This is a genomic window from Aerococcus sp. Group 1, assembly GCF_000193205.1.
Taxonomy (GTDB): domain Bacteria; phylum Bacillota; class Bacilli; order Lactobacillales; family Aerococcaceae; genus Aerococcus; species Aerococcus urinae_A.
Window position 1 is genome coordinate 1,114,650 of sequence record NC_015278.1, and the last position, 26,280, is coordinate 1,140,929.

Annotated in this window: 21 protein-coding genes; 2 read left to right on the forward strand and 19 right to left on the reverse strand. The window is 38.0% G+C overall.

Features of this window, described 5'->3' with window-relative positions; translation table 11 throughout:
• Positions 1–204: 204 nt before the first annotated feature.
• From folK to HMPREF9243_RS05180, 5 genes are all read right to left on the reverse strand, one after another.
• A complete protein-coding gene (gene folK / locus HMPREF9243_RS05165) occupies positions 205–678 on the reverse strand; it encodes a 2-amino-4-hydroxy-6-hydroxymethyldihydropteridine diphosphokinase (protein ID WP_013668542.1) in 474 nt (157 codons plus the stop codon).
• The gene (gene folP / locus HMPREF9243_RS05170) at positions 675–1,226 is read right to left on the reverse strand and encodes a dihydropteroate synthase (protein WP_196793318.1); all 552 of its coding nucleotides are present in this window, start codon (positions 1,224–1,226) and stop codon (positions 675–677) included. Before folP ends, folK begins: the two co-directional genes overlap by 4 nt.
• Complete coding sequence (locus HMPREF9243_RS10285) at positions 1,178–1,507, reverse strand: dihydropteroate synthase (protein WP_081456644.1); 330 nt, start codon at positions 1,505–1,507, stop codon at positions 1,178–1,180. Before HMPREF9243_RS10285 ends, folP begins: the two co-directional genes overlap by 49 nt.
• 242 nt (positions 1,508–1,749) lie before the next feature.
• A complete protein-coding gene (locus HMPREF9243_RS05175) occupies positions 1,750–3,084 on the reverse strand; it encodes a GntP family permease (RefSeq protein WP_013670005.1) in 1,335 nt (444 codons plus the stop codon).
• Positions 3,085–3,114: 30 nt separating this feature from the next.
• Positions 3,115–4,986, reverse strand: a complete 1,872-nt coding sequence (locus HMPREF9243_RS05180) for an FAD-dependent oxidoreductase (protein WP_013668896.1) — start codon at positions 4,984–4,986, stop codon at positions 3,115–3,117.
• A gap of 218 nt (positions 4,987–5,204) precedes the next feature.
• Between HMPREF9243_RS05180 and HMPREF9243_RS05185 the strand changes: the two genes are divergently transcribed.
• Positions 5,205–5,894, forward strand: a complete 690-nt coding sequence (locus HMPREF9243_RS05185) for a MurR/RpiR family transcriptional regulator (RefSeq protein ID WP_013668770.1) — start codon at positions 5,205–5,207, stop codon at positions 5,892–5,894.
• Positions 5,895–5,963: 69 nt separating this feature from the next.
• On the opposite strand, the gene HMPREF9243_RS05190 is transcribed toward HMPREF9243_RS05185, so the two are convergent.
• The 8 genes from HMPREF9243_RS05190 to parE all read right to left on the reverse strand — a co-directional run bounded on the left by HMPREF9243_RS05190 (position 5,964) and on the right by parE (position 18,778).
• The gene (locus HMPREF9243_RS05190; RefSeq protein WP_013669692.1) at positions 5,964–6,770 is read right to left on the reverse strand and encodes an ABC transporter ATP-binding protein; all 807 of its coding nucleotides are present in this window, start codon (positions 6,768–6,770) and stop codon (positions 5,964–5,966) included.
• 16 nt (positions 6,771–6,786) lie between these two features.
• The gene (locus tag HMPREF9243_RS05195; RefSeq protein WP_013668508.1) at positions 6,787–7,674 is read right to left on the reverse strand and encodes an ABC transporter permease; all 888 of its coding nucleotides are present in this window, start codon (positions 7,672–7,674) and stop codon (positions 6,787–6,789) included.
• Positions 7,675–7,678: 4 nt separating this feature from the next.
• Positions 7,679–8,635: an ABC transporter substrate-binding protein gene (locus HMPREF9243_RS05200; protein WP_049776760.1), complete on the reverse strand. Its 957-nt coding sequence runs from the start codon at positions 8,633–8,635 to the stop codon at positions 7,679–7,681.
• 782 nt (positions 8,636–9,417) lie between these two features.
• Entirely contained in the window at positions 9,418–10,041 is a 624-nt protein-coding gene (locus HMPREF9243_RS05205; protein ID WP_013669289.1) for a hypothetical protein, read from the reverse strand.
• Between the two features lie 3 nt (positions 10,042–10,044).
• A complete protein-coding gene (locus HMPREF9243_RS05210; RefSeq protein ID WP_013669863.1) occupies positions 10,045–12,279 on the reverse strand; it encodes an AAA family ATPase in 2,235 nt (744 codons plus the stop codon).
• 911 nt (positions 12,280–13,190) lie between these two features.
• Positions 13,191–14,126 carry a manganese-dependent inorganic pyrophosphatase gene (locus HMPREF9243_RS05215; RefSeq protein ID WP_013668924.1) on the reverse strand — a complete coding sequence of 312 codons (936 nt, stop codon included), beginning with the start codon at positions 14,124–14,126 and terminating at the stop codon, positions 13,191–13,193.
• Positions 14,127–14,256: 130 nt separating this feature from the next.
• Positions 14,257–16,713, reverse strand: coding sequence for a DNA topoisomerase IV subunit A (gene parC / locus HMPREF9243_RS05220; RefSeq protein WP_013669947.1), 2,457 nt, complete (start codon positions 16,711–16,713; stop codon positions 14,257–14,259).
• A complete protein-coding gene (parE, locus tag HMPREF9243_RS05225; RefSeq protein WP_013668965.1) occupies positions 16,703–18,778 on the reverse strand; it encodes a DNA topoisomerase IV subunit B in 2,076 nt (691 codons plus the stop codon). Before parE ends, parC begins: the two co-directional genes overlap by 11 nt.
• Before the next feature lie 142 nt (positions 18,779–18,920).
• Here parE and plsY point away from each other — a divergent pair, with 142 nt between their 5' ends.
• Positions 18,921–19,661 (forward strand): glycerol-3-phosphate 1-O-acyltransferase PlsY, encoded by a 741-nt coding sequence (plsY, locus tag HMPREF9243_RS10290; protein WP_041706084.1) that lies wholly within the window; start codon positions 18,921–18,923, stop codon positions 19,659–19,661.
• On the opposite strand, the gene HMPREF9243_RS05235 is transcribed toward plsY, so the two are convergent.
• The 6 genes from HMPREF9243_RS05235 to ylqF form a co-directional block, all read right to left on the reverse strand.
• Positions 19,564–20,385 (reverse strand): GTP-sensing pleiotropic transcriptional regulator CodY, encoded by an 822-nt coding sequence (locus tag HMPREF9243_RS05235; protein WP_013669685.1) that lies wholly within the window; start codon positions 20,383–20,385, stop codon positions 19,564–19,566. The two genes, plsY and HMPREF9243_RS05235, sit on opposite strands and share 98 nt — an antisense overlap.
• Positions 20,382–21,311, reverse strand: coding sequence for a tyrosine-type recombinase/integrase (locus tag HMPREF9243_RS05240; RefSeq protein WP_013669888.1), 930 nt, complete (start codon positions 21,309–21,311; stop codon positions 20,382–20,384). Before HMPREF9243_RS05240 ends, HMPREF9243_RS05235 begins: the two co-directional genes overlap by 4 nt.
• A gap of 165 nt (positions 21,312–21,476) precedes the next feature.
• Positions 21,477–23,567, reverse strand: coding sequence for a type I DNA topoisomerase (topA, locus tag HMPREF9243_RS05245; protein ID WP_013669135.1), 2,091 nt, complete (start codon positions 23,565–23,567; stop codon positions 21,477–21,479).
• A gap of 87 nt (positions 23,568–23,654) precedes the next feature.
• The gene (gene dprA / locus HMPREF9243_RS05250; protein ID WP_013670085.1) at positions 23,655–24,539 is read right to left on the reverse strand and encodes a DNA-processing protein DprA; all 885 of its coding nucleotides are present in this window, start codon (positions 24,537–24,539) and stop codon (positions 23,655–23,657) included.
• 49 nt (positions 24,540–24,588) lie between these two features.
• Positions 24,589–25,365 (reverse strand): ribonuclease HII, encoded by a 777-nt coding sequence (locus HMPREF9243_RS05255; protein WP_013669473.1) that lies wholly within the window; start codon positions 25,363–25,365, stop codon positions 24,589–24,591.
• Positions 25,358–26,239, reverse strand: a complete 882-nt coding sequence (gene ylqF, locus HMPREF9243_RS05260) for a ribosome biogenesis GTPase YlqF (RefSeq protein WP_013668765.1) — start codon at positions 26,237–26,239, stop codon at positions 25,358–25,360. The genes HMPREF9243_RS05255 and ylqF overlap by 8 nt, the downstream gene beginning before the upstream one ends.
• Between the last annotated feature and the right edge of the window lie 41 nt (positions 26,240–26,280).

Sequence of the window (26,280 nt, forward strand, 5' to 3'; positions counted from 1 at the left end):
CATATTTTAATCTTTGAAAGTAAGCGATTATACTGTTGAGTATATTTAACTTCATTTATTTTTCATCTTTTCTAGTTAACATAATATATATTATCGAGAGTAATTAGTTGATAATTTTCCACTTCTTTTTTAAGTCAAGTACAATAAATAGCGTTTATTAGCTTGCTTTTGCAATTCGGGCTAATAAACGCTACTTCGAATATTTTATTGATTACGATCAATTAAGTCTTGGTACAATTCGCTTACCGTCTTTTTGTAGATGGGATGTTTTTTATTAGGAGCGATTTCTTTTAAAGGCCCTAAGACAAAGTCACGATTGACCATGTCGATATGTGGAATCGTCAATTCTTGGCTATTCAAGACTTTATCTCCATAAAAGATAATATCAATATCTATCAGACGTGGTCCCCAGCGATAAGTCTCTGTCCGCCCCATTTCTTTTTCAATCTGCTTTAAAGCTTTTAATAAATCCAAAGGAGCTAAATCCGTTATGATTTCGATAACACCATTGAGAAAATCATCCTGATCAGTTACCCCGTATGCAGCATTAGATAAGTTGGCTGATCTTTTAGTGACTTTTGTGCCTTCCAGGGCATCAACGGCTTGCACAGCTTGATCTAGATTCTTACTGAGCTCTCCTATATTAGAACCAATCGCTAAATATACTGTTGTTTTCATATAAATAACTCCATCACGCGAATCGCGCGTAAATTTTCTTTAACATCGTGAACCCGCACCATTTCTATGCCTTTCATGGCTGCAAAACAGGAAACAGCAATTGTCCCCTCCAAACGCTGACTGGGTTCTAATCCCCCCAGGCGTTGACCGATAAAGGTCTTTCTGGATACTGCCAGAAGCATAGGCAGCTGATATTTTTTCATAAAATCAATATTCTTAATTAAACTAACATTGTGCTCATAATTTTTTCCAAAACCAATACCAGGGTCTAGAATAATCTTATCTCTTTGAATGCCGTGATCAATGGCTAATTGAATTTGGCGATCGAAAAATTCTTCTACTTCAGTAATTAAGTCATCGTAATGCGGATCATTTTGCATGTCTTTAGGTTTGCCTTTAATATGCATAATAATTATAGGCACTTGATATTTAGCAACTATATCAGCCATTTTTTCATCAAAAGTGAGTCCAGAAATATCATTAATAATATCCGCGCCGGCTAATATAGCTGCTTCCGCCGTAGTAGCCCGATAAGTGTCAATAGACAATAAGATGTTCGGATATTTTTTCTAATCATACTTACTGCTCTTTGGATATTTTCAATTTCAGTATCTTCGTCGATTGGATCAATGCCGGGACGTGTTGATTCTGCTCCAATATCTAAAATAAGGGCACCTTCTTGAATAAACTGATCTACCCTTTGCATTAAACTTTCTTCTGAAACACGAGATTCTTTGTAAAATGAATTTTTAGTAATATTAATAATCCCCATAATTTCAGTTTGTTGAAAATCGATTTTTCTATCATTTCTTAAAACAAAACTATGCATAATTTCCCTCTCTTAACTAGCATATTCACCATTAACTCAGCATTTTTTGAATAACTACTGACTTCTAGGTATTATAAAATAATAGCATATAAAGCATATCGTTTGGAATACTTTTATAGAGTGATCGAAAAGCTAAAATTTTACCACCGAGATGTTCCTCCCATACCAGGCGCACCATAGAAAAAGAACAGGACTTTCTAATCCTGTTCTTTAATTGGGGGCTATTTAAAGCTGGTTAAATCTTACAAGTAGAAGATTTGTGCCACAATGACAGTAACGATTAAGGATAATAAGAAGCCACCGTTACTTACAATAAACGCTTCTTTAAAACCATGTTTGAAGTCTAAGCCACTAATATTGTTAAAGGTTAAGACAACTCCTGATTGAGGAACAACTGTAATTACTCCACCACCAATAACAACGATACGGTGGATAATTTCAGCTGGAATCCCCATTGATAAGTAAGTTGGTGCTAATTGGGTAATAACAGTCCCAATGGCACCTGAAGCAGCCATAACCCCTGAAAGAATAGCAGTTGCAACCGCTAAACTAACTAATGGTGGTCCAGGAATATTAAGGATGGCTTGTTTAATTGCGTCAAAGGTTGGTGCACTGGTTAATACCGCCCCAAAGGCTACAGCACTTGCTGCCCCAAAGGAAGAACCCACTGAGCCTGTAGCACCAGCATTTAAGACTTCTGTTTGTTTCGGTAAATAAGATTTAAATAAGAATGCAGATAATACAATGCTAATGGTTAAGGCAATTAAGATGATATTATCAACATTTGAAAAAATCATAATAGTCGCAATTAAAATAACCAAAGGAATAATACTGGTTACAAAGGATGGTAAGTCATTATCAGAATGTTCAACGACATCTTCTTCGATCTGACTCGTATCCCCTTCAAGATATGAATAGAAACCTTCCCCTTTTGCTTGACTCTTGTTGAGTTCATATTTCATATACCATAGGCCAAAGCCCAGCATGACTACAGTAGAAATAATCCCAAGCACTGGAGCAGCCGTTAAGCTCGTGCCTAGTGTCGTTGTAGGGATAGCATTTTGTACGGACGGAGTCCCCGGAATCATGGACATGGTAAAGGTTCCTGCTCCTAAATATAATGGAATAGATAATAATTTCCAGTTAATGTCTAATTTCTTAAAAATCGGTCTGGCAAGAGGAATTAAAGTAAAGAAAACCACAAAAATACTAATACCACCAAAGGTTAATAAGGCCCCAATAAAAGTTAAGGCTACCAGCACTTTATAGGCACTTTCAGTTCCAACCTTGTCTAAAATAAAGTTAGCGATAGAAACAGTTGCTCCACTTTTATCCATGTATTGGCCTAAAATAGCACCCAGGATGAAAATCCCAAAGTTCTTAATTAAAAAACCAGCCAATCCTGCCATATAAGAATTTTCTGGACCAATTAATGATCCAAAGATATCCATTTGGTTACATAAGATAATAATTAAAGCAGATAGTGGCGCTGCCACTACCATGCTTAATCCTTTAAATGAAAGATAAATGACGCTAATTATAGCTACAATTAGCCCAATGATACCAATAACTTCCATAAGTTAATACACCTTTCCCCGTTCTAAAGATTATCGATTGCTTGCAGCGTTTTCGCCAGCAATTCTTCCGTAAGTAAAGATGTCAATTAAGGCGTTTCCACCAAGACGGTTTCCTGCGTGAATCCCACCTGCAACTTCACCAGCTGCAAATAAGCCATCAATAGCTTCACCAGCTTCATTGATTACTTGGGCATTCACATTGATTTTCAAACCACCCATGGTATGATGGGTTGCAGGACTTCTTGGAGTCGCGTAGAATGGAGGGACCTCTACCTTATAGTTGAATGAACCCTTATTAAATTCAGGATCGTGTCCATCCTCAACATATTGGTTATATTTCTCAATGGTATCAACCAGAACTTCAGGATCAATATTAATTTGTTCAGCAAGTTCTTCCAAGGTATCTGCTCTAAAGCAAGCATCGTTTTTAATATCATTTTCGAGTTGTTCATCAGTAGAATTGAAACGGGTTGCCGCAATATTCTTGTCAGAAATATTGTAAATCAAGCCGCCTTGGTCAAAGATTGCTTGGCAAAGTTGGTCACGAGTCCCATATTCATTAACAAAACGTTTACCTTCTAAGTTAACAAAGACGAAATCAGAAGGTGGACAGTCAATCCCACTAAAGATATTACCTGTAATAGGGTCGGCACTAGGCATTAATTGAGCAAAGCCCATATCTACTAGAGCTGCATTAACTGATAGCCCCATTGCAATACCATCCCCGGTTAAGGCTGGTGAATTGGTTGTTGGGATCGTTTCAGGAAGATTACCCCAGTAATTATCATATTTTTTGACCATTTCAAAGTTAGCTGAGTAGCCACCAGTAGCCATAACTACCCCACTCTTAGCGTGAACGGTTAAGTCGTTGCCGTTGCTGTATTGAGCTTTCACACCAACAATTTTACCGTCTTCTACCAGTAATTCTTTAGCTTGGCAGTCAGTAATAATTTCTCCACCTTGTTGGGTAAAGTATTTTTGCAAGGGGTCAATAAAGCCGTAACCACCAGTAGGAATTGGTTCACGGGCACGACGCCAGGAAGCTCCCACAGGTTCAGTAACATGCTCTTCATCAAATTCAACACCCTTGGTTTTCATCCATTCAATGGTTTGACGACCTTTGTGGGTTAAATTAGATACTAAGTCGTAATTACCATAGGTAACATTACCATCTAAGTCTTTCCGCGTTCCTCCTAATAAGGTTTGGATACAGAAGAGGTTTTCTGAATCAAAGAGGTAATTTTCTCCGTTTTCCATATCAGCGAAGTATTTTTCTAGCTCGCCTTTTAACTCACGGAATTGTGAGCGATAGGCTTCTGGAATGTCCGCTTCGTCCATTTGATAAATTCCCTTTAAGTTATTAACTTCCCCTGGGAAAGCATCAAAGCCTTTTTGCCATTCAGGGTCAGCAGAGTTAATTTGTCCCCCTGTCCGTGTGGTATTTCCGCCGAGTGAAGGGAATTTTTCAAGAAGAATGACCTTAGCTCCCTTATCAATGGCACCGATAGCTGCTGATAAACCAGCTCCACCTGAACCTAATACAACCACATCAGCACTTTTTTCATCAGGACTGTCAGCTTGGTCAGCTTGGTATTTAGGACGATTACGGAATTCTTCAGGGTCCCCACCGGCTGCTTCAATAGCATCGGCAACACCTGCCAAAATCCCCTTACTGGTTACTGTCGCTCCACTGACGGTATCGACATTGAGGGTTTGGCCTTCAATAATTGCTTTAGGAATTCTTTCAAAGACTGGTGAAGTGATTCCCTTACTTTCACCACTAGTATCAATCTCAATACTCTTAATGCGATCGTCAGTCAAAGTGACTTCCATAGGTAAAGACCCATTGTGTCCTGCTGCTCTAACAGAATAACTACCTGGTTCAAAAAGACCTTTTGTCATCTTTATACCTCCTAAAAATAAATAGATAACCTGTTTTCGTGATAAGGATAACATATTAAGAATAGTTGTTACTATACTTTAGGAGTTAATATAAACATGTTCAATTTCAAACTAAACAAAATAGAAAATAACCCATTAGTGATTAAAGTAATCGCTATCAAGGATTCTTGTAAAAATGTTATAATGTAATTTATTAATAAATATAATGAGGTAATTAAATGAAATTAGAACGTATTATCAGTAAATATCATTTAACTGACACTGAAGTTGATATTTTAAAGCATTTAATCCAATCTGATGCTAAGCTAACGATCCGCGAGCTAGCAGAAAAAGCCTATGTTTCCCCGGCAACCATTATCCATTTAGCCAAAAAAATGAACTTCTCTGGTTATAGTGAATTATTATTTCAATTTAACCAAGAACGTGAAAAAGAAATGCACGTCAGCCAACAATCAATCATCGATTGCTATGGGGAAGCTTTTTATCAAATGATGGAAAAATACCAAGATAAGCTATTTATTTTTATGGGTCTAGGCTTTTCCTTACACTTAGCTAATTATATGTCTGACCTCTTAAATACTTTTGGCTTTCGCTCCATCAGTAATACTTATGAAGAATTCATCAATAAAACCTTTGCTGGTGAAGCGGTTATTATTTTCATTAGTCATTCAGGAGAAACGGAATATCTTCTGCGTTTAGCTCAACTTGCTCATAAAAATGGTGTTGAATATATTGTTTTTACCGGAAATGCCAGTGGCCAGCTCAAAAATCATGCCGCATTGGCTATAGATACCAAATCATATTCCATTTTCCGTTATAAGGAATACAAGGCCCAAGTCTTTTTTGGTCTAAGTCTCATTTATTTTGAAGAATTAATCGCCTATTCCCTAAAAAGATTAGATAAATAACTCTCATTAAAAACAGCACAGCTAGTTGTTCATGCAACTGACCGTGCTCTTTAAAAATGGATTATTTTACTAAGTTTGCAATAATAGTTCATCACTCACTAATTGACTGCCTACACTTTGCTTAAAGAGTTCCATCAAGTCCTCGACATTTAATTTTCTCTTGTCCTCCCCACTCACATCAACCACAATTCGACCTGCATGCAGCATGATTAAACGGTTTCCATAGCTTAAGGCATCGTTCATATCATGGGTTATCATCAAACTGGTTAATGAATTTTCTGTGATGAGTTGATCGGTCAGCTCCATAACCATGGCACTAGTCCGGGGATCAAGAGCTGCAATATGTTCATCAAGGAGTAGAAGTTCTGGCTTCTCGAGTATAGCCATCAAGAGCGTTAGAACTTGCCGTTGTCCTCCTGAAAGATTGCTGGCAGGAGTAGTTAAACGCTGGTCTAATCCTAAATTTAACCTTCCCAACTTCTTATGAAAAATTTTCCGCATATCATCTGTAACAGCTCGATTAAAGCTGCGTCTGTTTCCTCTCTTATAGGCAATAGCCAGATTTTCTTCAATGGTTAAGTTACGAGCAGTTCCCATTTGAGGATCTTGAAATACACGACTTATGTGTTTAGCGCGCTCAGGTGCTGGTTTTTGAGTAATATTTTTCCCTTTTAGATAAATCTTCCCAGAAGTTACTGGAATGGTTCCTGCAATTAAATTTAACAGTGTAGACTTTCCTGCGCCATTGGAACCAATAACACAAATAAAGTCTCCTTCATGAATCCTTAAATTAAAATTCTTGAGCACATGATTTTCATTAGCACTATTCATATTAAAAACTTTGTTTACCTGCTTTAATTTCAATAATTCTGACATAGTAACCACCTTTCTACTATTTTTGCTTTCTCTTGTGGTCGATTTGACTCTTGGCATAAGGAGCAAAGAGGATAATAGCTAGGGCTAACGATGATAAGATTTTTATATCACTTGGTAAGACAGGAATGACTTGCTGTTGCATGATAAAGTCAATAATTAGGCGATAAATCACTGCCCCAATAGCAATCGTTACTAGGCGTTTACCGAAGCTAGTATTCTTGTAAATGACTTCCCCAATAATAACAGCGGCTAAACCAATAACAATTGTCCCTGTACCCATAGCAATATCCGCATAACCGTTATTTTGACAGATAATCGCACCAGATAAAGCGATCAAACCGTTTGAAATCATCAAGCCAACTAATTTCATTTGTTCAGTTCGAATACCATTGGCTTCCGCCATGAGGGGGTTATCCCCGGTCGTTCTCAAACTCAAACCATACTCCGTATTCATAAATAGGACCAAAACAAAGATCACTAAAATGACGAAAATCAAGCTGATAGTCAAGGAAGCCACTGTTGAATTGAAACCCAGATTATAGAGGCTATCCATTAGGTTGGCTTCACCTAATAAGGGAGTATTGGCTTGACCCATGATGCGGATATTTACTGAGTAAAGTCCGGTCATAGTTAGAATCCCTGATAATAAGGCTGGAATATGCATCTTATTAATCATAAAACCGTTAACTGCTCCTGCCAGCATACCGGCAAGAAAAGCGATCAATGTAGCTAATAAAGGATGCCAACCTAAAACAATCAGCTTGGCACATACAGCTGCACCGAGAGGAAAGCTTCCTTCGGCAGACATATCAGCGATATCTAAAATGCGAAAGCTTAAATAAACCCCAAAGGCTAGGATAGCCCACATTAAACCTTGTGAAATACTAGAAATAATGATGGCCATTGCTCTATTCTCCCTTCTTCAACTGATCGGTATCAATTCCAAGTGCGCTTGCCATTTCTTCATTCACTTGTAATTCATACTCATTTGATTTTTCAACTGGCATTTTACTGATGTCAGCATCCTCTTCTAAGATTTTTACTGCCATTTCAGCGGTTTGACGGCCTAAGTGCTTAAAATTGACCCCGTAAGTTGCCAAGCAACCTTCTATATGAGCGCTTTCCGCACCAATGGTAGGAATTTTTGCTTCTTTTATCACTTTTCCAATGGTAGGAATTGTTTGAGCGATGGTATTATCAGTGGGTAAGCAAATACCGTCTACTTTTTTTGCTAATGTAGTTATCGCAGATTGAACTTCATTAGTGCTGGTTACAGTTTGAGCTTCAACTCTTAATCCCTTACTTTCAGCGTATGCTTTAAAGGCAGCAAATTGAACTTCAGAATTGACTTCACTAGAATTGTAAGGCATTCCTACCGCCTTTATTTCAGGATTAATCTTTAAGAGCAAGTCGACAGCCTTTTCAACAGGCGTCATATCTGTCGTTCCACTAGCATTAGTTCCAGGCTGATCATTTGATTTCACTAAATTAGCTGATTCTGGATCAGTGACTGCAGTAAATAAAGTAGGAGTCTCCTTATCAGCGTTGAGTGCTGCTTGGGTAGCTGGGGTAGCGATAGTAAAGACGAGGTCTTTTCGTCCTTTCATCCCTTGAGCAATACTATTAAGATTGGATTGGTCTGCTTGGGCATTTTGGTAGTCGACTTTGATCTTTTCACCATCTTTTAAGCCCGCTTCAGCTAATCCTTCTAGGAAACCTTCACAAGAATCATTCAGTGCTTGGTGTTCTGCGTATTGAATGATACCAATCTCTTTTTGATCGTTTTCTTTTACTTGGCCACATCCCATTAGTCCAAGGGCTAAGGCTCCTAAGCTCATTATTTTAATAACTTGTTTTTTCATCATAATCTCCTCTTTCTCAGTTTTAAAGACAGTGTTTCCCATATTTATAACAACAAACTCTTAATAAAAAATAAAAAGGTTCAATTAGTTTCGATAAAAACTAATTGAACCTTTTACGAGTGTATTCCAAAAGAATTCGCCTCAAGCCATTAGAATTTATCATTCTAGATGGCCTGAACACATAAATACTGTAGCCATCATAGATACAAAAACTTGCGTTTGTTTGTACCTATGATAGTGTCACAGCTACAAACATTATCTAAAATAGCTATAGTAATATGTATTAGTGGTGATATCTAAAGATAAAACCATTAGCGAATCGAATTGGATTTTTAACATTTTTCTTACGCCCTTTTTATTAAGATATATCCATCATAATCAGGAAGTTTATAAATGTCAACGCTTTTCTTGTTTTAATATTCAAACAATTTGTGATTTATTGGAACAAAGACTGCTTCAAATTAGAAAAAATATTCTCATGACTAAGTCAAGAATGCACTAAAACATAGGCTTAAAGGCCATTGATTGTTTGGCCTTGTTAATAGAATAAATCCTGGGTGAAACCCCTTATTAAAAAAGCTGAACTTTTAGCCCAGCTTTCATTTACCTATATTAAGTTATCTCACTTCATTTAAAGGAAAACAATTAACCTTCAAATGAATCTGTTAATGGAAAAAATATGTTCTTTAGTTGAAATTATGGCCTTTAAGTAATTTGATAGTCACTGGCAACAGGACCAAAGGCCTTTTCTATATTTTTTAATTTTCTTAAAAGGAACTGCTAAATTAATCTCTCCAGACCCTTGTTCTCTCATTATCTATATATAAAACCTTTCCATACTTAACTGCTTTTCGCCAGGTAAGAAATCCAGAGATAGGAGCAACAAAAGTGATCCATAAAAGAATCAAAAAATCCTGAATAAGTACCTTCCAAAGCAATGAAAAAACAGAACCAAAATAAACTATATTTTTAGTAAAGTTATCTATAAGTCCTCCTTGGAAACTAAATAAAGAATAATGCCAAAATTCCCAAGCTAAAGATGTCCAGATTAAGGCAAACAGACCTCCTAGACTAAATAAAGTGCCGCTTCCACAGAACAAAATGAAAAATACAATAAGGCAGCCAAAAAAGCGGCGAACATTATATTCATCTCTATATTCAGGTGTAAGGTGGTTTCGGATGGATTCCAAGAAGGATTCCCCTTTATCCAAAGCTTCTGATGACTGCTCATTCCTATTTGGACTTTCATAGATATTTTCATTATTAACTGAATCTGTAATTAACTCATCTTGTTGGGGTGGTTGAACGTATTCTTTATCTACGAGCCCGTCTTTTTTCGGTGGCTGAATATATTCTTTGTTTACTGTAACATCCTTTTTTGGTGGTTGAACATAGTCTTTATCTGTCATTTTCTAGTCCTCCAATAATTTTAAAATATCCTCATCCGTGATTTGGTTGATATCCGCTTCAAGGTCATTAGCAACTCGACTGGATAGATTCTTAATCAAACGTTCATTAATATTTCTAATCCAGCGACCATTACTATGGTCATTCGATTTTGCATAAGCTTTTTTAATGACCTCTTCATACAAGGATTCATTGAAATTATAACTTTGCTTACTTAGTCCTAAACGACCAATTTTTACAATTTCATCTTCAAAATAATCTTCAAAATCAAAAATATTTGGAATACGACTGGTTAATCCAGAATTAGTCCTTAAGAACTCATTCATTTCTTTGGTATAACCAGCTAAAACAATAATGATATCTTGGCGGTGATCTTCCATAAATTTAAGAATCTCATTGATTGCTTCTTGACCAAAGTTATCATTAGTAGTGGCCAGTGAATAAGCTTCATCAATAAAGAGAACCCCGCCTAAAGCGGACTCCAATACTTCTCTTGTTTTTAATGCAGTTTGCCCCACATAGCCAGCAACAAGATCACTTCTAGATACCTCAATAAATTTCTTTTGAGCAATTATTCCTTTTTGATAGAAAATTTCTCCTAAAATACGAGCAACGGTAGTCTTCCCAGTTCCTGGATTTCCTAAGAAAAGTGAATGCAGAGTAAATTTAGCTTCACCACCGTTCTCTTCTTCACGTCGCCGATTTAATTCAGCTAAATGTACAAATTCAGAAATTTGCTTTTTAACTTTTGCAAGACCGATCAATTCATTTAATGCATCAAAGGCATCTTTTCCTTCTTTTACTTCATAACCGGCGTGTTTACCGAGGACCTCATCAATATCTTGATTAGTGATGGTATTAAGGTCTTCAAATTGTTCATTTTTATAGCAACGATCAGCCAAGGCCTTATAGAGTTTTTCATTAAAATTACGGATCCAACGGCCATTACTTCTATCCAAAGAAGCATTGTATACCCTAGAAACATTACGCTTATAATAATCGCTATCTTCTAATCGATAATCATTTTCTTTTAACTGTCTCTCGCCCATGGCAACAATTTCGTCAGCCGTATAATCTTCGAAAAGAAAGGTGTTAGGGACTCTTGATTTAAGCCCCGGATTGGTCTTTAAAAATTGCTCCATCTCCTTAGTATAACCTGCAAAAATAATCATAGTATCCTCACGATTATCTTCCATAAAGGTTAAAAGCGTGTTAATCGCTTCTTGGCCAAAATTGACACTAGCGTCTTTTTTATTCAAAGTATAAGCTTCATCAATAAAAAGAATCCCGCCTCTAGCTTGCTCTAGAAGGTTTTGTGTTTGAATAGCAGTTTGCCCCACATAGCCAGAAATAAGGTCTGCCTCTTTTACTTCGATAAATTTCAATTTATCGCCCTTAAAAATGCCATAGTCAAATAAGACTTCACCTAAAATTCGAGCCAATGTTGTTTTCCCAGTTCCTGGATTTCCCATAAAAACAGAATGAAGGACGACCTTTTGCGGTTTGAGTCCCTGAGCTATACGGTGCTTGTTAAACTCCACCATTCGAATCATCTTATGAATTTCTTCTTTGACCTTAGTGAGCCCAACTAAATTATTTAATTTTTCCATCGAAACTTGGGGGGTTCTCTCTGCTTCATCTTGATTTTGAGAAACTTGCTTATTTTCACGGATCTCTTGCTTTTCAGCTAAAAGATTGAAATAGCTCGTTTCATCCGTGTCAAAAATTAGATCTGACACTGATCCTTGATCATACTTTAACTGATTAATATATAGGTGCGAACCTTGTTTAACTCGGATATTAGGATTAAATAGTCGATTGACCTTTATTTCATCGGCAATCAAAGCTGAATTGTTTCTAACTAATAAGTCAATTTTTTCATCATTATTGCCTTGAAAATTAACAGATTTCTGAATCCTTGCTAGTGTTGAGTCTTCAAGCGATAAAAGATAAGCAATTTCCGACGAACTTAAAAATAATTTAGAATTTAGTGCACGTATGGAACTCACAAAGCTATCAGTAAATTTTAGATTGGATCCATCATCCGAACCAACTGACTCACAATATTTTTTATCGCTTTTAACTTCCTGAATAATTGAAGAACTAGCTACAGTTACAGAGGAGTTTATCAAAAGCAAAGCAGGGTAATTATTTTCATTATTCCCCCCTTCAATATGCGTCTGTTCAATCTTCAAGTTCGAGGAATTAGAATTAATCACATTCCTTTCATAGTTTATCATTGTACAATTTGATATTTGTACTTTACATTTATTAATATTCATCTTTGAATAAAAAGTTGAATTTTGAAAAGTACCTTGAGAGCCATCTAGCATTATCGTTTTACTCAATTCCGAATCTTGTGGATAAGTAAAGCAACTTGACATAGTTAGGCTAGCTTCTCCATAAGTGTATATTAAAACTCTTGTTTTAACTTTATCAATGTCATTAACTAAACAATTGTTAAATACTGCTTTGGACTTATTCTTGACGATGATTGCAACCTTATCATCATAAGCACGTTCAATCCAAAAATCTTCAAATGTCACATCAGCTCCATCTGTAACAACGATTGGTACTCTAATGGAATTAGTGAATAATTGCCCTCCATCACTTTTGGGTTCAACATTTCCTACAAAATTAAGCGATTTATCTATATTTAAGCTTGTTATATACGATTGATCTATAGTGTAATTAGGTTCAAATTCGATTGTATCGCCATTGCTTGCTGCTTGATAGGCATCTATTAAATCCCACGCATTATCGCTTATTCCTACTTTATAAAATGCCATACTTTCACTCCATAACATATTATCTATGCTTGAATTTTAAGATTTTTTATTCTGCATTAAATTTTTTGCCGTCAGGTAATAAAAGCGTATTAAGCTATTCCTCATAATTAATAAGTAATTTAACACGAGAATATAGATAATATTATACCTTAATTTTATAAAGCAGTTTAAATTTTATTAATTTTTTATATACTTTGTTTATATTTAGTAAAGGTAATGTTTAGACTTACAAATTAAGCCTAAAACATAGACTTATCTTGTACACAATTATTCATTCAACTTAGCCAGTCACAAAAAATGCCACAATATAAGTATTGTGGCATTTTTTATATATTCACTTAAGACTTAGACTAATAGCTAAATTAACCTTCAAATGAATCTGTTAATGGGGGCACAATTTGTTTTTTACGTGAAACGATGCCCTTTAAAGCAAATTGATGGTCAATGACATCAATACCAAAGGCTTTTTCAAAGTTCTTAGTTAAGGAATCATCCCCAACTAAGAGACCTTCAGAATCATTGGTTAAGATATTTGTAATCACTAATAAGAAAGCGTCATAGTTGTTGTTAATGAGTAAATCTTTCATGGCTTTAAGCACTTCATCTTTACGCTTAATCACATCGTTGGCATCAACAACATTGACTTGACCAATACGGACTTCTTTTCCACCCATATTGAAGGATTTAGCATCGCCATCAGCAATTTCCTCAGCTGATTTGTCATCAACATTAGCACCAGCTTTAAGCATTTCGGTTCCGTAACTTTCATCGTCTACGCCAGCAATTTCAGCTAACTTTTTAGCGATTTCCTTGTCCTTTTCGGTACAGGTTGGCGAAGAATAAAGTAAGGTATCAGAAATAATTCCTGATAGCATTAATCCGGCAATTTGTTGAGGGATTTCCACGCCCTTTTCTTGGTAAAGGTCATAAATCACACTTTGGGTACATCCTAAAGGTTTAGTAATGTAATAAAGTGGTGCAGAAGTTTCAAAGTTTCCTACCCGGTGGTGGTCAACGACAGCAAAGACATTAAGGTCTCTAATATCTGCAACAGATTGTTGGAACTCGTTATGGTCCACTAAAGCCACGGTATCCGTTTCATCACCAGCTTTTTCAATCACACGAAGACCTTCATGGTTAAAATGGTCTAGGGCATATTTAGTTTCGTCATTAGCCTCTCCTAAAGCAACCGGTTCGGTCTCATAACCTAGGGTATTTAATAAATAGCTTAAGGAGATAGCACTGGTAATCGCATCCATATCAGGATTTTGGTGGCCAAAAATTAAAATTTTACTCATAATAACTCCTATCTTTCTCTGAATAGTATAAATAAAATATTCAAAAGAATTATTTCAAATTTATATTTAGTGTAACAAAAGCAGGCCCAATTGTTAATAGAATAAATCGTAAATCCAGTGTTTAGGTCACTTATTTTTCTGGATCTTTTCTGTATAGGGGAATGACATCAAGCAATTCACCTAAACGGCCTTCGTCGATGATTTGTGATCCATTACTATAACGCTCATGAAGGGGAACATCGACCGCTTTAATCTGACTTAATTCTCCGTTACTGGTATATAATTCATAGACTTCTTGGGTTGATTCAACCTCTAGGGCTTGAACTAAGCGATGGGGTTTTGATTTAACCTCACGTAGTACCATCAGGCCCCGCTTAGCCCGGGTCATGGTTTGAATATCCCGCCAGCGCATCCGTTTCATATAACCCCGCTGGGTGGCAAGGAGGATTTGCTGGTCCTCATCCACCTGGTCTTGGTAGACAAAATTAACCACCTGGTCTTGGTCTTTAAGGTTGATGGAAATAACCCCCTTAGCACGTAAACCTACTGTATTAATTTCACTGATTTGGTAACGCAGGCTAAAACCTAAGGCGGTAAATAAGATCACTTCGCCATTTTGCTTATCGCTTTGGTTATTGACTAAATAGCAGTTAACCACTTCATCAAGAGGACTGGATAAAGGCATAATTTGAGAAGCTTTATTCTTATGGCCCCGGATTTTCTTCAATTCACTGAGCTTACTTTGTTTAATCATCCCTTCTCGAGTAGCAAGGACAATCGTATCTTGACTATCCTTAGCGTAGGGATAGACTTGGATAATCTTCTCATCGGAAGCAATAGGGATGCGTTGAGAAAGGTGCTCACCAAGGTCTTTCCAGCGGAGCTCTTGCATTTCATAAACTGGTTGGAAAATATAATTTCCTTTATTAGTAATAAGGACTAAATTATCTAAAGTTGAATGTGCGGCTAAGTATAAGACATGGTCCCCATCTCTTAAGCCTAAGTCAGCAAAATTAGAGGATTGGTAGCTTCTTAAGCTAGAGCGCTTAATATAACCGCCCCGGGTCACTACAGTAACGACCTCTTCATCAGGGATTAAAAATTCCTTCTTAATTTTTATTTCTTCGACCTCAGCTTCAATCTTTGTTAAACGGTCAGTGGCATAAGCCTTTTTAATGGCCTTTAGTTCTGATTGAATTAGTTTCATCAAGATCGTCTCATCACTTAAAATCGCTTGGTATTGATTAATGGCTTCATTTAAGGATAACTTTTCTTCTTGTAAAGCCGTAATATCAGTATTAGTTAAGCGATAGAGCTGTAAGGTGACGATGGCTTCTGCTTGGGCCTGAGAAAATTGATATTCACTAATCAGGTTATTTTTGGCATCCTTTTTATCAGAACTATTGCGAATAATAGTAATCACTTGGTCAAGAATGGAAATAGCCTTAATCAAACCATCAACAATATGTCGGCGGCTTTGGGCCTTGTTTAAGTCATATTGGGTTCTACGACTCACCACGTCTTTGCGGTGGTCGATATAGGCTTGAATAATAGCAATTAAACCAACCTGTTCCGGACGTTGCTTGTTAATGGCCACCATATTGAAATTATAGTTAATTTGTAAATTAGTATGCTTAAAGTAATACTGTAAAATTTGATCGGCATCAGCATCTTTCTTCAGTTCAACAATAATACGTAAACCAGATCGGTCAGATTCATCACGGACTTCCATGACCCCATCAATACTTCGATTGAGTCGTAATTCGTCCATTTTACGGACCAAATCAGCCTTATTGACCTCAAAGGGCAGCTCTGTAATTACGATCTGTTTACGGCCTGCCTTAAGCGACTCCACTTCCGTTTGGGCCCGAACCACTACCTTGCCTCGACCCGTTTTATAGGCTTTAATCAGCTGGTCTTTTCCTTGGATAATGCCCCCAGTGGGAAAATCAGGGCCAGGAAGATACTTCATCAGGGTCTCTACCTTAGCTTTAGGGTGATCAATATAGTAATTGACTGCATCAATGACTTCCCCCAGATTGTGGGTAGGAATTTCAGTAGCGTAACCTGCTGAAATTCCCTGTGAGCCATTGACTAGTAAATTCGGAAAGCCAGCAGGTAAAACAACAGGTTCTTCCTCAGTATCATCAAAGTTCAAGATGGTATCGACAGTATCTTTGTTTAAGTCCTTAAGTAGTTCATCGGCCAGCTTAGATAGGCGTGCTTCAGTATAACGCATGGCTGCCGCAGGATCGCCGTCCATGGACCCATTATTCCCATGCATATCAATCAGGGGCATGCGGTTTTTCCAAGCTTGACTCATTCTCACCATAGCTTCATAAACTGAGCTATCCCCATGTGGATGGTAATTACCTATGACATTACCGACCGTTTTAGCGGACTTTCTAAAAGCATGGTCTGAAGTATTGCCATCATGATACATGGCATATAAAATACGTCGTTGGACCGGTTTGAGTCCATCCCTGATATCCGGCAAAGCGCGATCTTGAATAATATATTTGGAATAACGACCAAAACGATCGCCCATCACTTCATCAAGGCTTAGTTCTTGAATATCAATCGCCATTCACTTCAGCTCCTTCATCAAATAAATCCATTTGCCCTTCCTGATCACTCATACTTGTGACTTGGTCCGATTGAGCGATTAACTCACTAGCTTCGATCGCATCGTTCTCTTCATGGTTGGCGTGCTCCAATAATTTATCTTCTTCATCCATGGTAAATTGGACATTATCTTCAATCCAATCCCGCCGTGGTTCAACCTTATTTCCCATCAACACAGATACCCGTTTTTCAGCTTGCGATAAGTCATCGAGGGTGACACGAATTAAGGTGCGGGTTTCAGGATTCATAGTGGTATCCCATAATTGATCAGCATTCATTTCCCCCAAACCTTTATACCGTTGGAGGGTATAGCCCTTACCAAACTTTTTAGTTTCTTGGGCCAGTTCTTCATCGGTCCAAGCGTAAGCAATTTTTTCATTCTTGCCCTTGCCTCGGGAGAGCTTGTATAGAGGCGGCATGGCAATATAAACCTTGCCCGCTTCAATTAAGGGGCGCATGTAACGGTAAAAGAAAGTCAAGAGTAAGACTTGAATATGGGCACCGTCAGTATCCGCATCGGTCATGATGATCACTTTATCATAGTTAGAATCATGGATATCAAACTCTGGCCCCACGCCTGCACCTACGGTATGGATAATGGTGTTTAGTTCTTCATTTTTAAGAATATCGGTTAGACTTGCCTTTTCCGTATTCAAAACCTTTCCTCTTAATGGAAGAATAGCTTGGAATTTACGGTCCCGCCCTAGCTTAGCTGAACCCCCCGCTGAATCTCCTTCGACTAAGAAGAGTTCATTTTTCTTGGTATTTTTACTTTGTGCGGGAGTGAGCTTACCGGAAAGTAAGGTTTCTTTACTCTTGCCCTTTTTACTATGGCGACTTTCTTCCCTAGCCTTACGGGCTGCTTCTCGGGTCTGGCGTGCTTTTATGGCCTTACGAACTAGCATTTGGGCAATTTCGCCGTTCTCTAATAAATAGATCGATAAATGAGTGTTCACCATATTTTCTACGGCTAGGCGCGCTTGCGGAGTCCCTAATTTTCCCTTGGTTTGCCCTTCAAACTGTAAGATTTCTTCAGGAATCCTTACAGAGATGACGGCAGTGAATCCCTCACGAACATCTGAACCTTCCAGATTTTTCTCCTTGGGCTTTATCAGATTAACCTTTCTGGCATACTCATTAAAGGCCTTGGTCATTCCGGTTTTTAAGGCCGTTTCATGAGTCCCGCCATCTGGCGTACGAACATTGTTAACAAAGGACAAGATGGTCTCAGAATAGCCATCATTGTATTGGAAGGCTAATTCCATTTCGATATTAGAGCTTTTATCCTTGTCTTCAATATATGTGACCCCTTGGAGGACTTCTTTATTTTCATTTAAATAATGAATAAACTCGACCAAACCGTCTTCATAGTGGAAGCTTTCTTGGCTATCCGTTTTTTCATCAGTAAAATGAATCGCTAAGCCTTTAGTTAAAAAGGCCTTTTCCCTTAACTGTTCTTTAATGGTGTCACTATTAAATTCCGTTGCACCAAAGATCTTAGGATCGGGGTGAAAGTGAATACTGGTTCCAGTCTGCTTACTTTTATGGCTGGTTAACTTAGGCTTATGGGGCTTACCGCCCTGACTAAAGCTTTGGTAATACTTTTTATTATCCCGATAAACGGTGACCTCTAAGGAGTCAGATAAGGCATTAACCACACTAGATCCAACTCCGTGGAGCCCACCAGAGGTCTTATAAGCACTTTCGCTAAATTTCCCTCCAGCGTGAAGGACGGTCAGGATCACTTCAACAGTTGGTTTGCCACTACTATGTTTACCGATGGGCATTCCCCGTCCATTATCAGTTACCGTAACGCTATTATCTTCATGAATGGTCACAGAAATTTCATCACAGTAGCCTGCTAAAGCTTCATCAATAGAATTGTCTACGATCTCATAGACCAAGTGATGTAAGCCGCGATTATCGGTTGACCCGATATACATTCCTGGTCGCTTACGAACCGCTTCTAAGCCTTCTAATATTTGAATGGATGACTCATCATAAGTTGCCTTAGAATTTTTTGCCATGCAGTGCATCTCCTCTAACCTATTTATATGCATATTTACCATAATACTTTAATTTCATTAAATTGCAAAATTTTTTTCTAGCTCAAACGCTCCCTTTGACTTATGCTATAATACCAATAACTGAATAGAAAGGAATCAGCTAATGATAATTAATCTTATCTTCCTATTTATTTCATATCTACTGGGCTCAATTCCATTCGGTGTGGTTATCGGTAAGTATCTTTACCACAAAGACATTCGCGGGGTGGGCTCAGGAAATATTGGTACGACCAACGCCTTCCGTGCCTTTGGCCCCAAGGGTGGCTTATTGGTATTCCTGTGCGATATGGTAAAGGGAATGCTACCGGTTCTTATCGCTAATTACAGTTCTCACTTTACTGATTTTGATAGCATGCTTTTTGGTTTAGCGGCTATCTTAGGACATACCTTTTCACTTTTTCTCCACTTCAAAGGTGGAAAAGCCGTAGCGACCAGTTTTGGTGTTGGCTTAGCTCTAGCGCCCCTGGCTTCCTTAGGAGGGATTGCGGTCTTTTTCATTGTTCTCTATCTTTTTAGAATGGTTAGTCTAGCGAGCATTATAGCCATGATCGCAGCTTCTATCATTTCTTTTCATTATGCTGTTTTGATTAGGATTTTGATCTTATCCATTACCCTTCTAATCATTTACCGCCACAAAGATAATATTAAACGCATCCTAGCTGGTAAAGAAGCTAAAGTGCCCTTTGGCCTGGGCTACAAAAAAATAAACAATAAAAAATCGCGTCATCTGGCGCGATTTTTTTGCTTTAAACTTCTTCTGCTAAACGTTTTTTCAAATACTCCAGGTTTTCTTTACTCTGAGTATCAATATGGGTCCCTTTCATACCTAAAGAGCGGGAAGTAAATACCCCAGCAGATTCCATTTTTCGTAGGGCATTTACAATCACAGAACGGGTAATATTCTCTTCTTTAGCAATTTTAGAGGCCGTTATGCGGGTACGTGGCTCTTCTAGGTCTTTAAAAATAACATATAAGGCATTTAATTCCGAATAAGAAAGTGAGCGAATAGCTGAATCCACCACTTGTTTTTTCTGTTCTTTTTCCTCTTGACGACGGCGTTTAATAAACACCATCTCCATGGCTAGAACCGTCCCCACATATTCACCAAGAATCAGATCATAGCAATTAAAGTCTTCATAGGGACGAGCTAGGATTAAATAGCCTAATTTGGTGGTATTACCATAGATAGGAATAATGGTGGTCATGCCTTTGTTAAATTTATCACGAAATTCCAAGGCCAAGATAGTCCGGTCATCTGAAGTTGGAATGTTTGACTTGGTTTCTTGGATCGGTGAGATAATATCTAAATAATTAGGGTCAAGTTGGTGGGCTTGCATCATCGCTTCGGTCCGCTCACTATTGATTTCCTCATAAATAGCAAAATACCCCAATAGTTCTCCTTCAACAGATACTAAATAAGCGTTGGCCTCTAAATTTTCCGCTAAGTAACGGACTAACTTTTGAAAGGGAAAATCTGCCATCTCATCATCATAAATATTACCTTCACGGATAACTTTATTAATGTCTCTAATTTTTTCTAAAACGCCCTCTACCGATTCAGCTATCATTCTTTGTCCTCCTTATGTACATCACTATGCTTTGCTCTTGGAAAGTATTTCAAATAATTATTTCTTAAAGATTCTTTTGACATATGTGTATAAATTTGCGTACTAGATAAACTTGAGTGCCCTAATAATTCTTGTACTGTCCTTATATCAGCTCCATGGTTAAGGAGATGGGTAGCAAAAGAATGGCGTAATTTATGGGGATGAATATCCAGGTTACTGGCGCTTTTTTTGACTAAATCATTCAAAATATAAGTCACGCCTGATGGAGTCAAGGCTTCTCCCCGACTATTAACGAAAATGTACTCATGATCATGGCCCTTTAAGAGAACAGGTCGGCCAGAATCCAAGTATTCCTCCAATGCTTTTTTACAATAGGATCCAAAAGGAACATAGCGATCTTTGCTCCCCTTACCATGCAGTAAGGCAATAGAATTTTTAAGATCCACTTGCGTTATGGTCAAGTTAGTACATTCACTCACCCGAGCACCAGTCGCATATAAGAATTCTAACAGCGCTATATTTCGCTTATCCAGGGCTCGAGGCCCCTTAGCCGCCTCAAACAAGGGATCTAACTCAGCTTCATAAAAAAAATCGGGTAATCTTAGTCCCGTTTTAGCTGCTTGAACATAGGTAAAAGGATTATCTTTCACCAGACCTTGGTCAAGAAAACGATTGAAGGCGGTTCTCAAACTGCTTAAATGACGAGCTAAACTTTTACGACTCAATCCCTTTCTTTGCAGATGACTTAAATAAAGGCGAATATCTCGATAGCTTAACTGCTCGAAATCGCTTATTAATAGTTCGTCCCTAAGAAAAGAAATAAAGTCGTCAAAATCGCTTAAATACGCCTTTAAGGTCTGATCACTATAATGTTTCTCATCTTTTATATATTCTTTTAACCTTTTTCGATAACTTTCAAAAGTCATAAAATCCCTCTTAGCTCATATAATCTACCATATTAAGGGCCTTTTTTCAAGTAATTGTCGGAATTTTCAAAACATTTATGAAGTTAATTTACCTTTTGCTGAGTGAAAATAAAAAACCTGTAATCTTATTTGATTATCAGGTTTCGTATTCTGTCAGCAAAAGCTTCAATCATCGCCTTTTTGGACATCTTCTTTATAGTCACAATTGCTACAAATCACTTGTTTAGAGCCGCGTTTTTTCTTTTCAACCAAGTAATGGTCACATTTAGGACAGGACCGCCCCACCGGTTTATCCCAGGAAACAAAATCACAATCAGGATAACGGGAACAACCGTAAAAGATCCGTTTTTTCTTCGATTTCCGTTCGACCACTTGTCCCTCCTTACAGGTTGGACAATTCACGCCAATTTCTTTAACAATGGCCTTAGTATTACGGCAATCAGGGAAATTACTACATGCATAAAACTTCCCATAACGTCCTAATTTAATAACCATTGGATGACCACAGACGTCACAATCAAAGCCTGCTGGTTCGTCTTTAATTTCGATTTTTTCCATTTCTTGGTCAGCTTTTTCAATATCCTTACTAAAAGGTTGATAGAAAGCATCAACGACGTCTATCCAATTCTTATTGCCGTCTTCCACATGGTCTAATTCATCTTCCAAGTTAGCGGTAAATTGTGGATCAACGATATCAGGGAAAAATTCAGAAATTAAACTATTAACAATCTCACCTAATTCAGTAGGTTCAAAGCGTCTAGCTTCTAATTTAACATAGTAGCGCTTAATCAGGGTTTCTAAAGTTGGTGAGTAAGTAGAAGGACGACCAACCCCTAATTCTTCTAGAGTCTTAATTAAGCTCGCTTCAGTATAACGAGCTGGTGGTTGGGTAAAATGTTGGTTAGGAGTTAATTCTTTACTCTTTACCTTTTCACCGTTTTCTAGTTCTGGCAAGAGATTATCCTTTTCATTATTATCCGGATAAACTCTAAGGTAACCAGTAAATTTAATTTTTGATCCATTTGCCCTAAAGCTCACATCATTTTGAACCAGATCACAGGCCACCGTATCATAGACAGCTGGTGCCATTTCGCTAGCCATAAAGCGAGACCAGATAAGACTATATAGCTTGAACTGGTCTTTACTGAGATAAGCTTCAACGCTATCGGGATGACGAAAGGCAGAAGTCGGTCGAATAGCCTCATGGGCATCTTGGGCACCTTGTCCGCTGGCCCCGCTAGTCCCCTTACCGATATATTCTTTACCGTATTTTTCTTGGATAAATTGGCCAGCTTCTTGTTTAGCACCCTCAGAGATCCGGGTGGAATCAGTACGCATGTAGGTAATTAAACCCACTGTCCCTTCACTGCCTAATTTAATCCCTTCATATAACTGTTGTGCAACCATCATCGTCTTTCGCGTTCTAAAGCGTAAGCGTTTGGAAGCTTCTTGTTGGAGGGAAGAAGTTGTAAATGGCTTTTGCGGATTCCGTTTTCTTTGCTTTTTGGTCAAATTTTGAACTTCGAATTGATCACTGCTGAGGTTAGCCATTAAGGCTTTAACATCATCTTCATTTTTTAGATCAATTTTTTTACCCTTATATTTGGAAGCATTGGCCTTGAAAGTTTCTTTTCCTTTTTGGAATACGCCTTCAATGCTCCAATATTCTTCAGGCACAAAGTTACGGATTTCATCTTCGCGGTCAACGACCATTTTTAAGGCAACAGATTGTACCCGCCCAGCGGATAAGCCCTTCTTAACCTTAGCCCATAAAATTGGGGACAAGTTATAGCCCACCAAGCGGTCTAAGATCCGTCTAGCCTGCTGAGCGTCCACCAAGTCCTTATCGATGGCGCGTGGATTGTTGATCGCTTCTTTAACCGTATCCTTGGTAATTTCATTATAAGTGACCCGGATATCTTCTTTGGGATCTAATTTTAAAATATGGGCTAAGTGCCAAGCAATCGCTTCTCCTTCCCGGTCCGGGTCAGAAGCTAAGTAGATATTATTTGCTTTTTTAGCCTCTTTTTTAAGATCTTTGATCGTATCTCCCTTACCACGAATTGTAATATAATGGGGATCATAATTATTTTCGATATCTATTCCCATTTTACTTTTAGGAAGATCACGTAAGTGGCCCTTACTTGCCACCACTTTATATTTACGTCCTAAGTATTTCTCAATCGTTTTTGCTTTCGTTGGTGATTCGACAATCACTAAATCTTTTTTAGGTGTTTTCTTTCTTTTTGTAGCCAATAATATGCTCCTCTCTTCTTGGGAGATTTAAACGCTTCATATCATAGGCGAATTTTTTAACCTTGTCAAATATAAGATTTTTAGCTATTAAATAAAAGAAGGATAACGATAAGTCTCTAAGATATCATCCGCTTCGCTAATCAGTTTGGCTCCTGCCTGAATTAAAGCATTAGTGCCTTGGGAACGGACACTAAAAATATTACCTGGAGTAGCCAAAACCTCACGATTGGCTTGTAAGGCATAGTTAGCAGTAATTAAACTGCCCGATTTTTTCTTAGCTTCAACAACCCAGGTGGCTCTGGACAGTCCCGCAATCACTTCATTTCGATAAGGGAAATGCCACTTTTTTACCCCGGTAAAACTAGGCAGTGGAGAAACCAGCAGGTGATTTTTAGCAATAAAATCTTGCAAAGCGCGGTGTTCTTTAGGGTAACACTTAGCTAGACCGGTCCCTATCACAGCGATGGTTCTTCCTGAATTTTGAATACTGGAGCGGTGGGCTAGGCTGTCAACGCCACGAGCCAAACCGCTAACGATAACTAAAGAGTTAACAAGATTTGGCATCAGCTTATCAATAACTTTTTGGGCATAGTTACTGCAATCTCTCGCCCCAACTATAGATAAACAGTCAGCTTTTAACCAGTCAATATTGCCTTGACAAAATAAAACCAAAGGCGGCTTATGACTTTCTTTTAAAAGGTCTGGGTATTGAGGATCAAAGTAAGTGATGGGGAAAATTTTCTCTTTTTCATAATAGTTTTGATAAAAAGACCAAGGTCTATGACTCAAAAAGCGAAGAAGTTTTGGATAATATTTTCTTCCGTTTAAATAATGTCTCAGCACCCCTTGATAATCAGGATTCTCTAATAGGCCTTTAAACACCTGGACTCGGTCCTCATAGCCCACTATGGCAGACTCCGTTAAATGAATGAGTACTTGCCTAGCACCTTGATAATTCCTTTCATCATACATATAACCACCCTTTCATAGCCTATTCAGCCGTAAAAGGATGACAATTTCATTAGAAATAATTCTTAATTGGTGCAAAGCTTTTCCGATGGATGGGACAGGGGCCATAAGTCTCTATTGCTTTAAGATGTTCCTTGGTCCCATAACCGACATTGCGGTCGAAGCCATAAGCTGGATATCGTTTAGCATAGTCACGCATGATTTGGTCACGATATTCTTTAGCGATAATGCTAGCAGCAGCGATTGCGCTTACCCGGTCATCCCCCTTAATTAGACTACTATGAGGGATATTTAAAGAAAGATCGACAGCATCAATTAAAACATATTCTGCTTGCGGACTTAATTTCTTTATACTATTCATCATTGAGCGTTTGGTGGCATTTAAAATATTGTAGCGATCAATGGCCTCATTGTCTTGGACATCAATAGCTATAGCGACACTATTCTCTTTAATCAAAGGAATTAAGTTTTGCCGTTGGACTTGACTAAGTTGTTTAGAATCACGCAAATCAAACAGGGGCCGCTTAGGCTTTAAAATGACTGCCGCTGTGACCACTGGCCCAGCTAAGGGACCACGCCCGACCTCATCTACACCGGCAATATATTGAAAGCCCTTAGCATGTAAGTCAGCTTCAATTTGGTTCATATAGCGTATATGTTCTTGTCGCTCTGACTCCTTGGCTAAGCGCCGGTCGTACTGGTTAATAGCCTTAATAACTCCCTGTCGCTGGTCTAAGCGCCAGCTAGCCACTAAGTCGGTTTCAATGGCTGATAGGTCCTGTTTCAGGTAGTCTTTTATCGCTTGTACGGTTAGCTTATCTTTAGTCATCAGCTGATCCTTCCTCAGTTTGATCCAGTCGATAATCTTCATAACGATCAAGAGTCATTGGGGCAATTTTTCCACTACGAAATTCACGAATTAGCCAATCACTAAAGCGTTCATAATCATCCTTCATTCCCATTTTATTTGTTAATGACATCATCAATTCAGGGTATGGCGGTTGGGCTTCCTCTTCTGATAAATTGAAGAACTGACAAAAGTCTTCCATATAATAATCCATCATAAATTGCATGGCATAAAGGGCAATGTCATCACTATAGTAATGGGTGTCTTTAATAGCCCCTGTCAGAGCGAGATTCATCCCCACCAGTGGGTCTTCAAATTTAGGCCAGAGGATGCCAGGGGTATCCAATAAGGAAAAGTCTTTATCAATTTGTACCCATTGCTGTCCTTTAGTAACACCTGGGCGATTTCCTACTTTTGCTGATTTCTTATGGGTCAGTTGATTAATCAGAGTTGACTTACCCACGTTAGGAATCCCTAGTACCATTAAACGTATCGTTTTTTGTTTCATGCCCTTGTCTAGCCATTTTTGCCGCTCACCACCAGTCACTTCCAAGAGGTAGTGGCGGAGCTTCTTTATTTCTTTATTATTTTTACTATCGATAGCAATGGCATCGGTATCTTTATTTCTTAAGTGATTTAGCCACAGTTTATTTTGATTCGGATCAGCTAAATCAGCTTTATTTAAGACTATTAAACGCTTTTTCTGTTGAATAATTTGATCAATCAAAGGATTTTTACTGGCTATGGGAATACGGGCATCACGAATTTCTACTACCCAATCCACACTCTTTAATTGTTCTTGAACTTGTCTTTTAGCCTTGGCCATGTGGCCAGGAAACCATTGTATTGTGCTCATTTTCTTCACCTTCCTCATAAGAAAAGGCAGCTACATCTTTG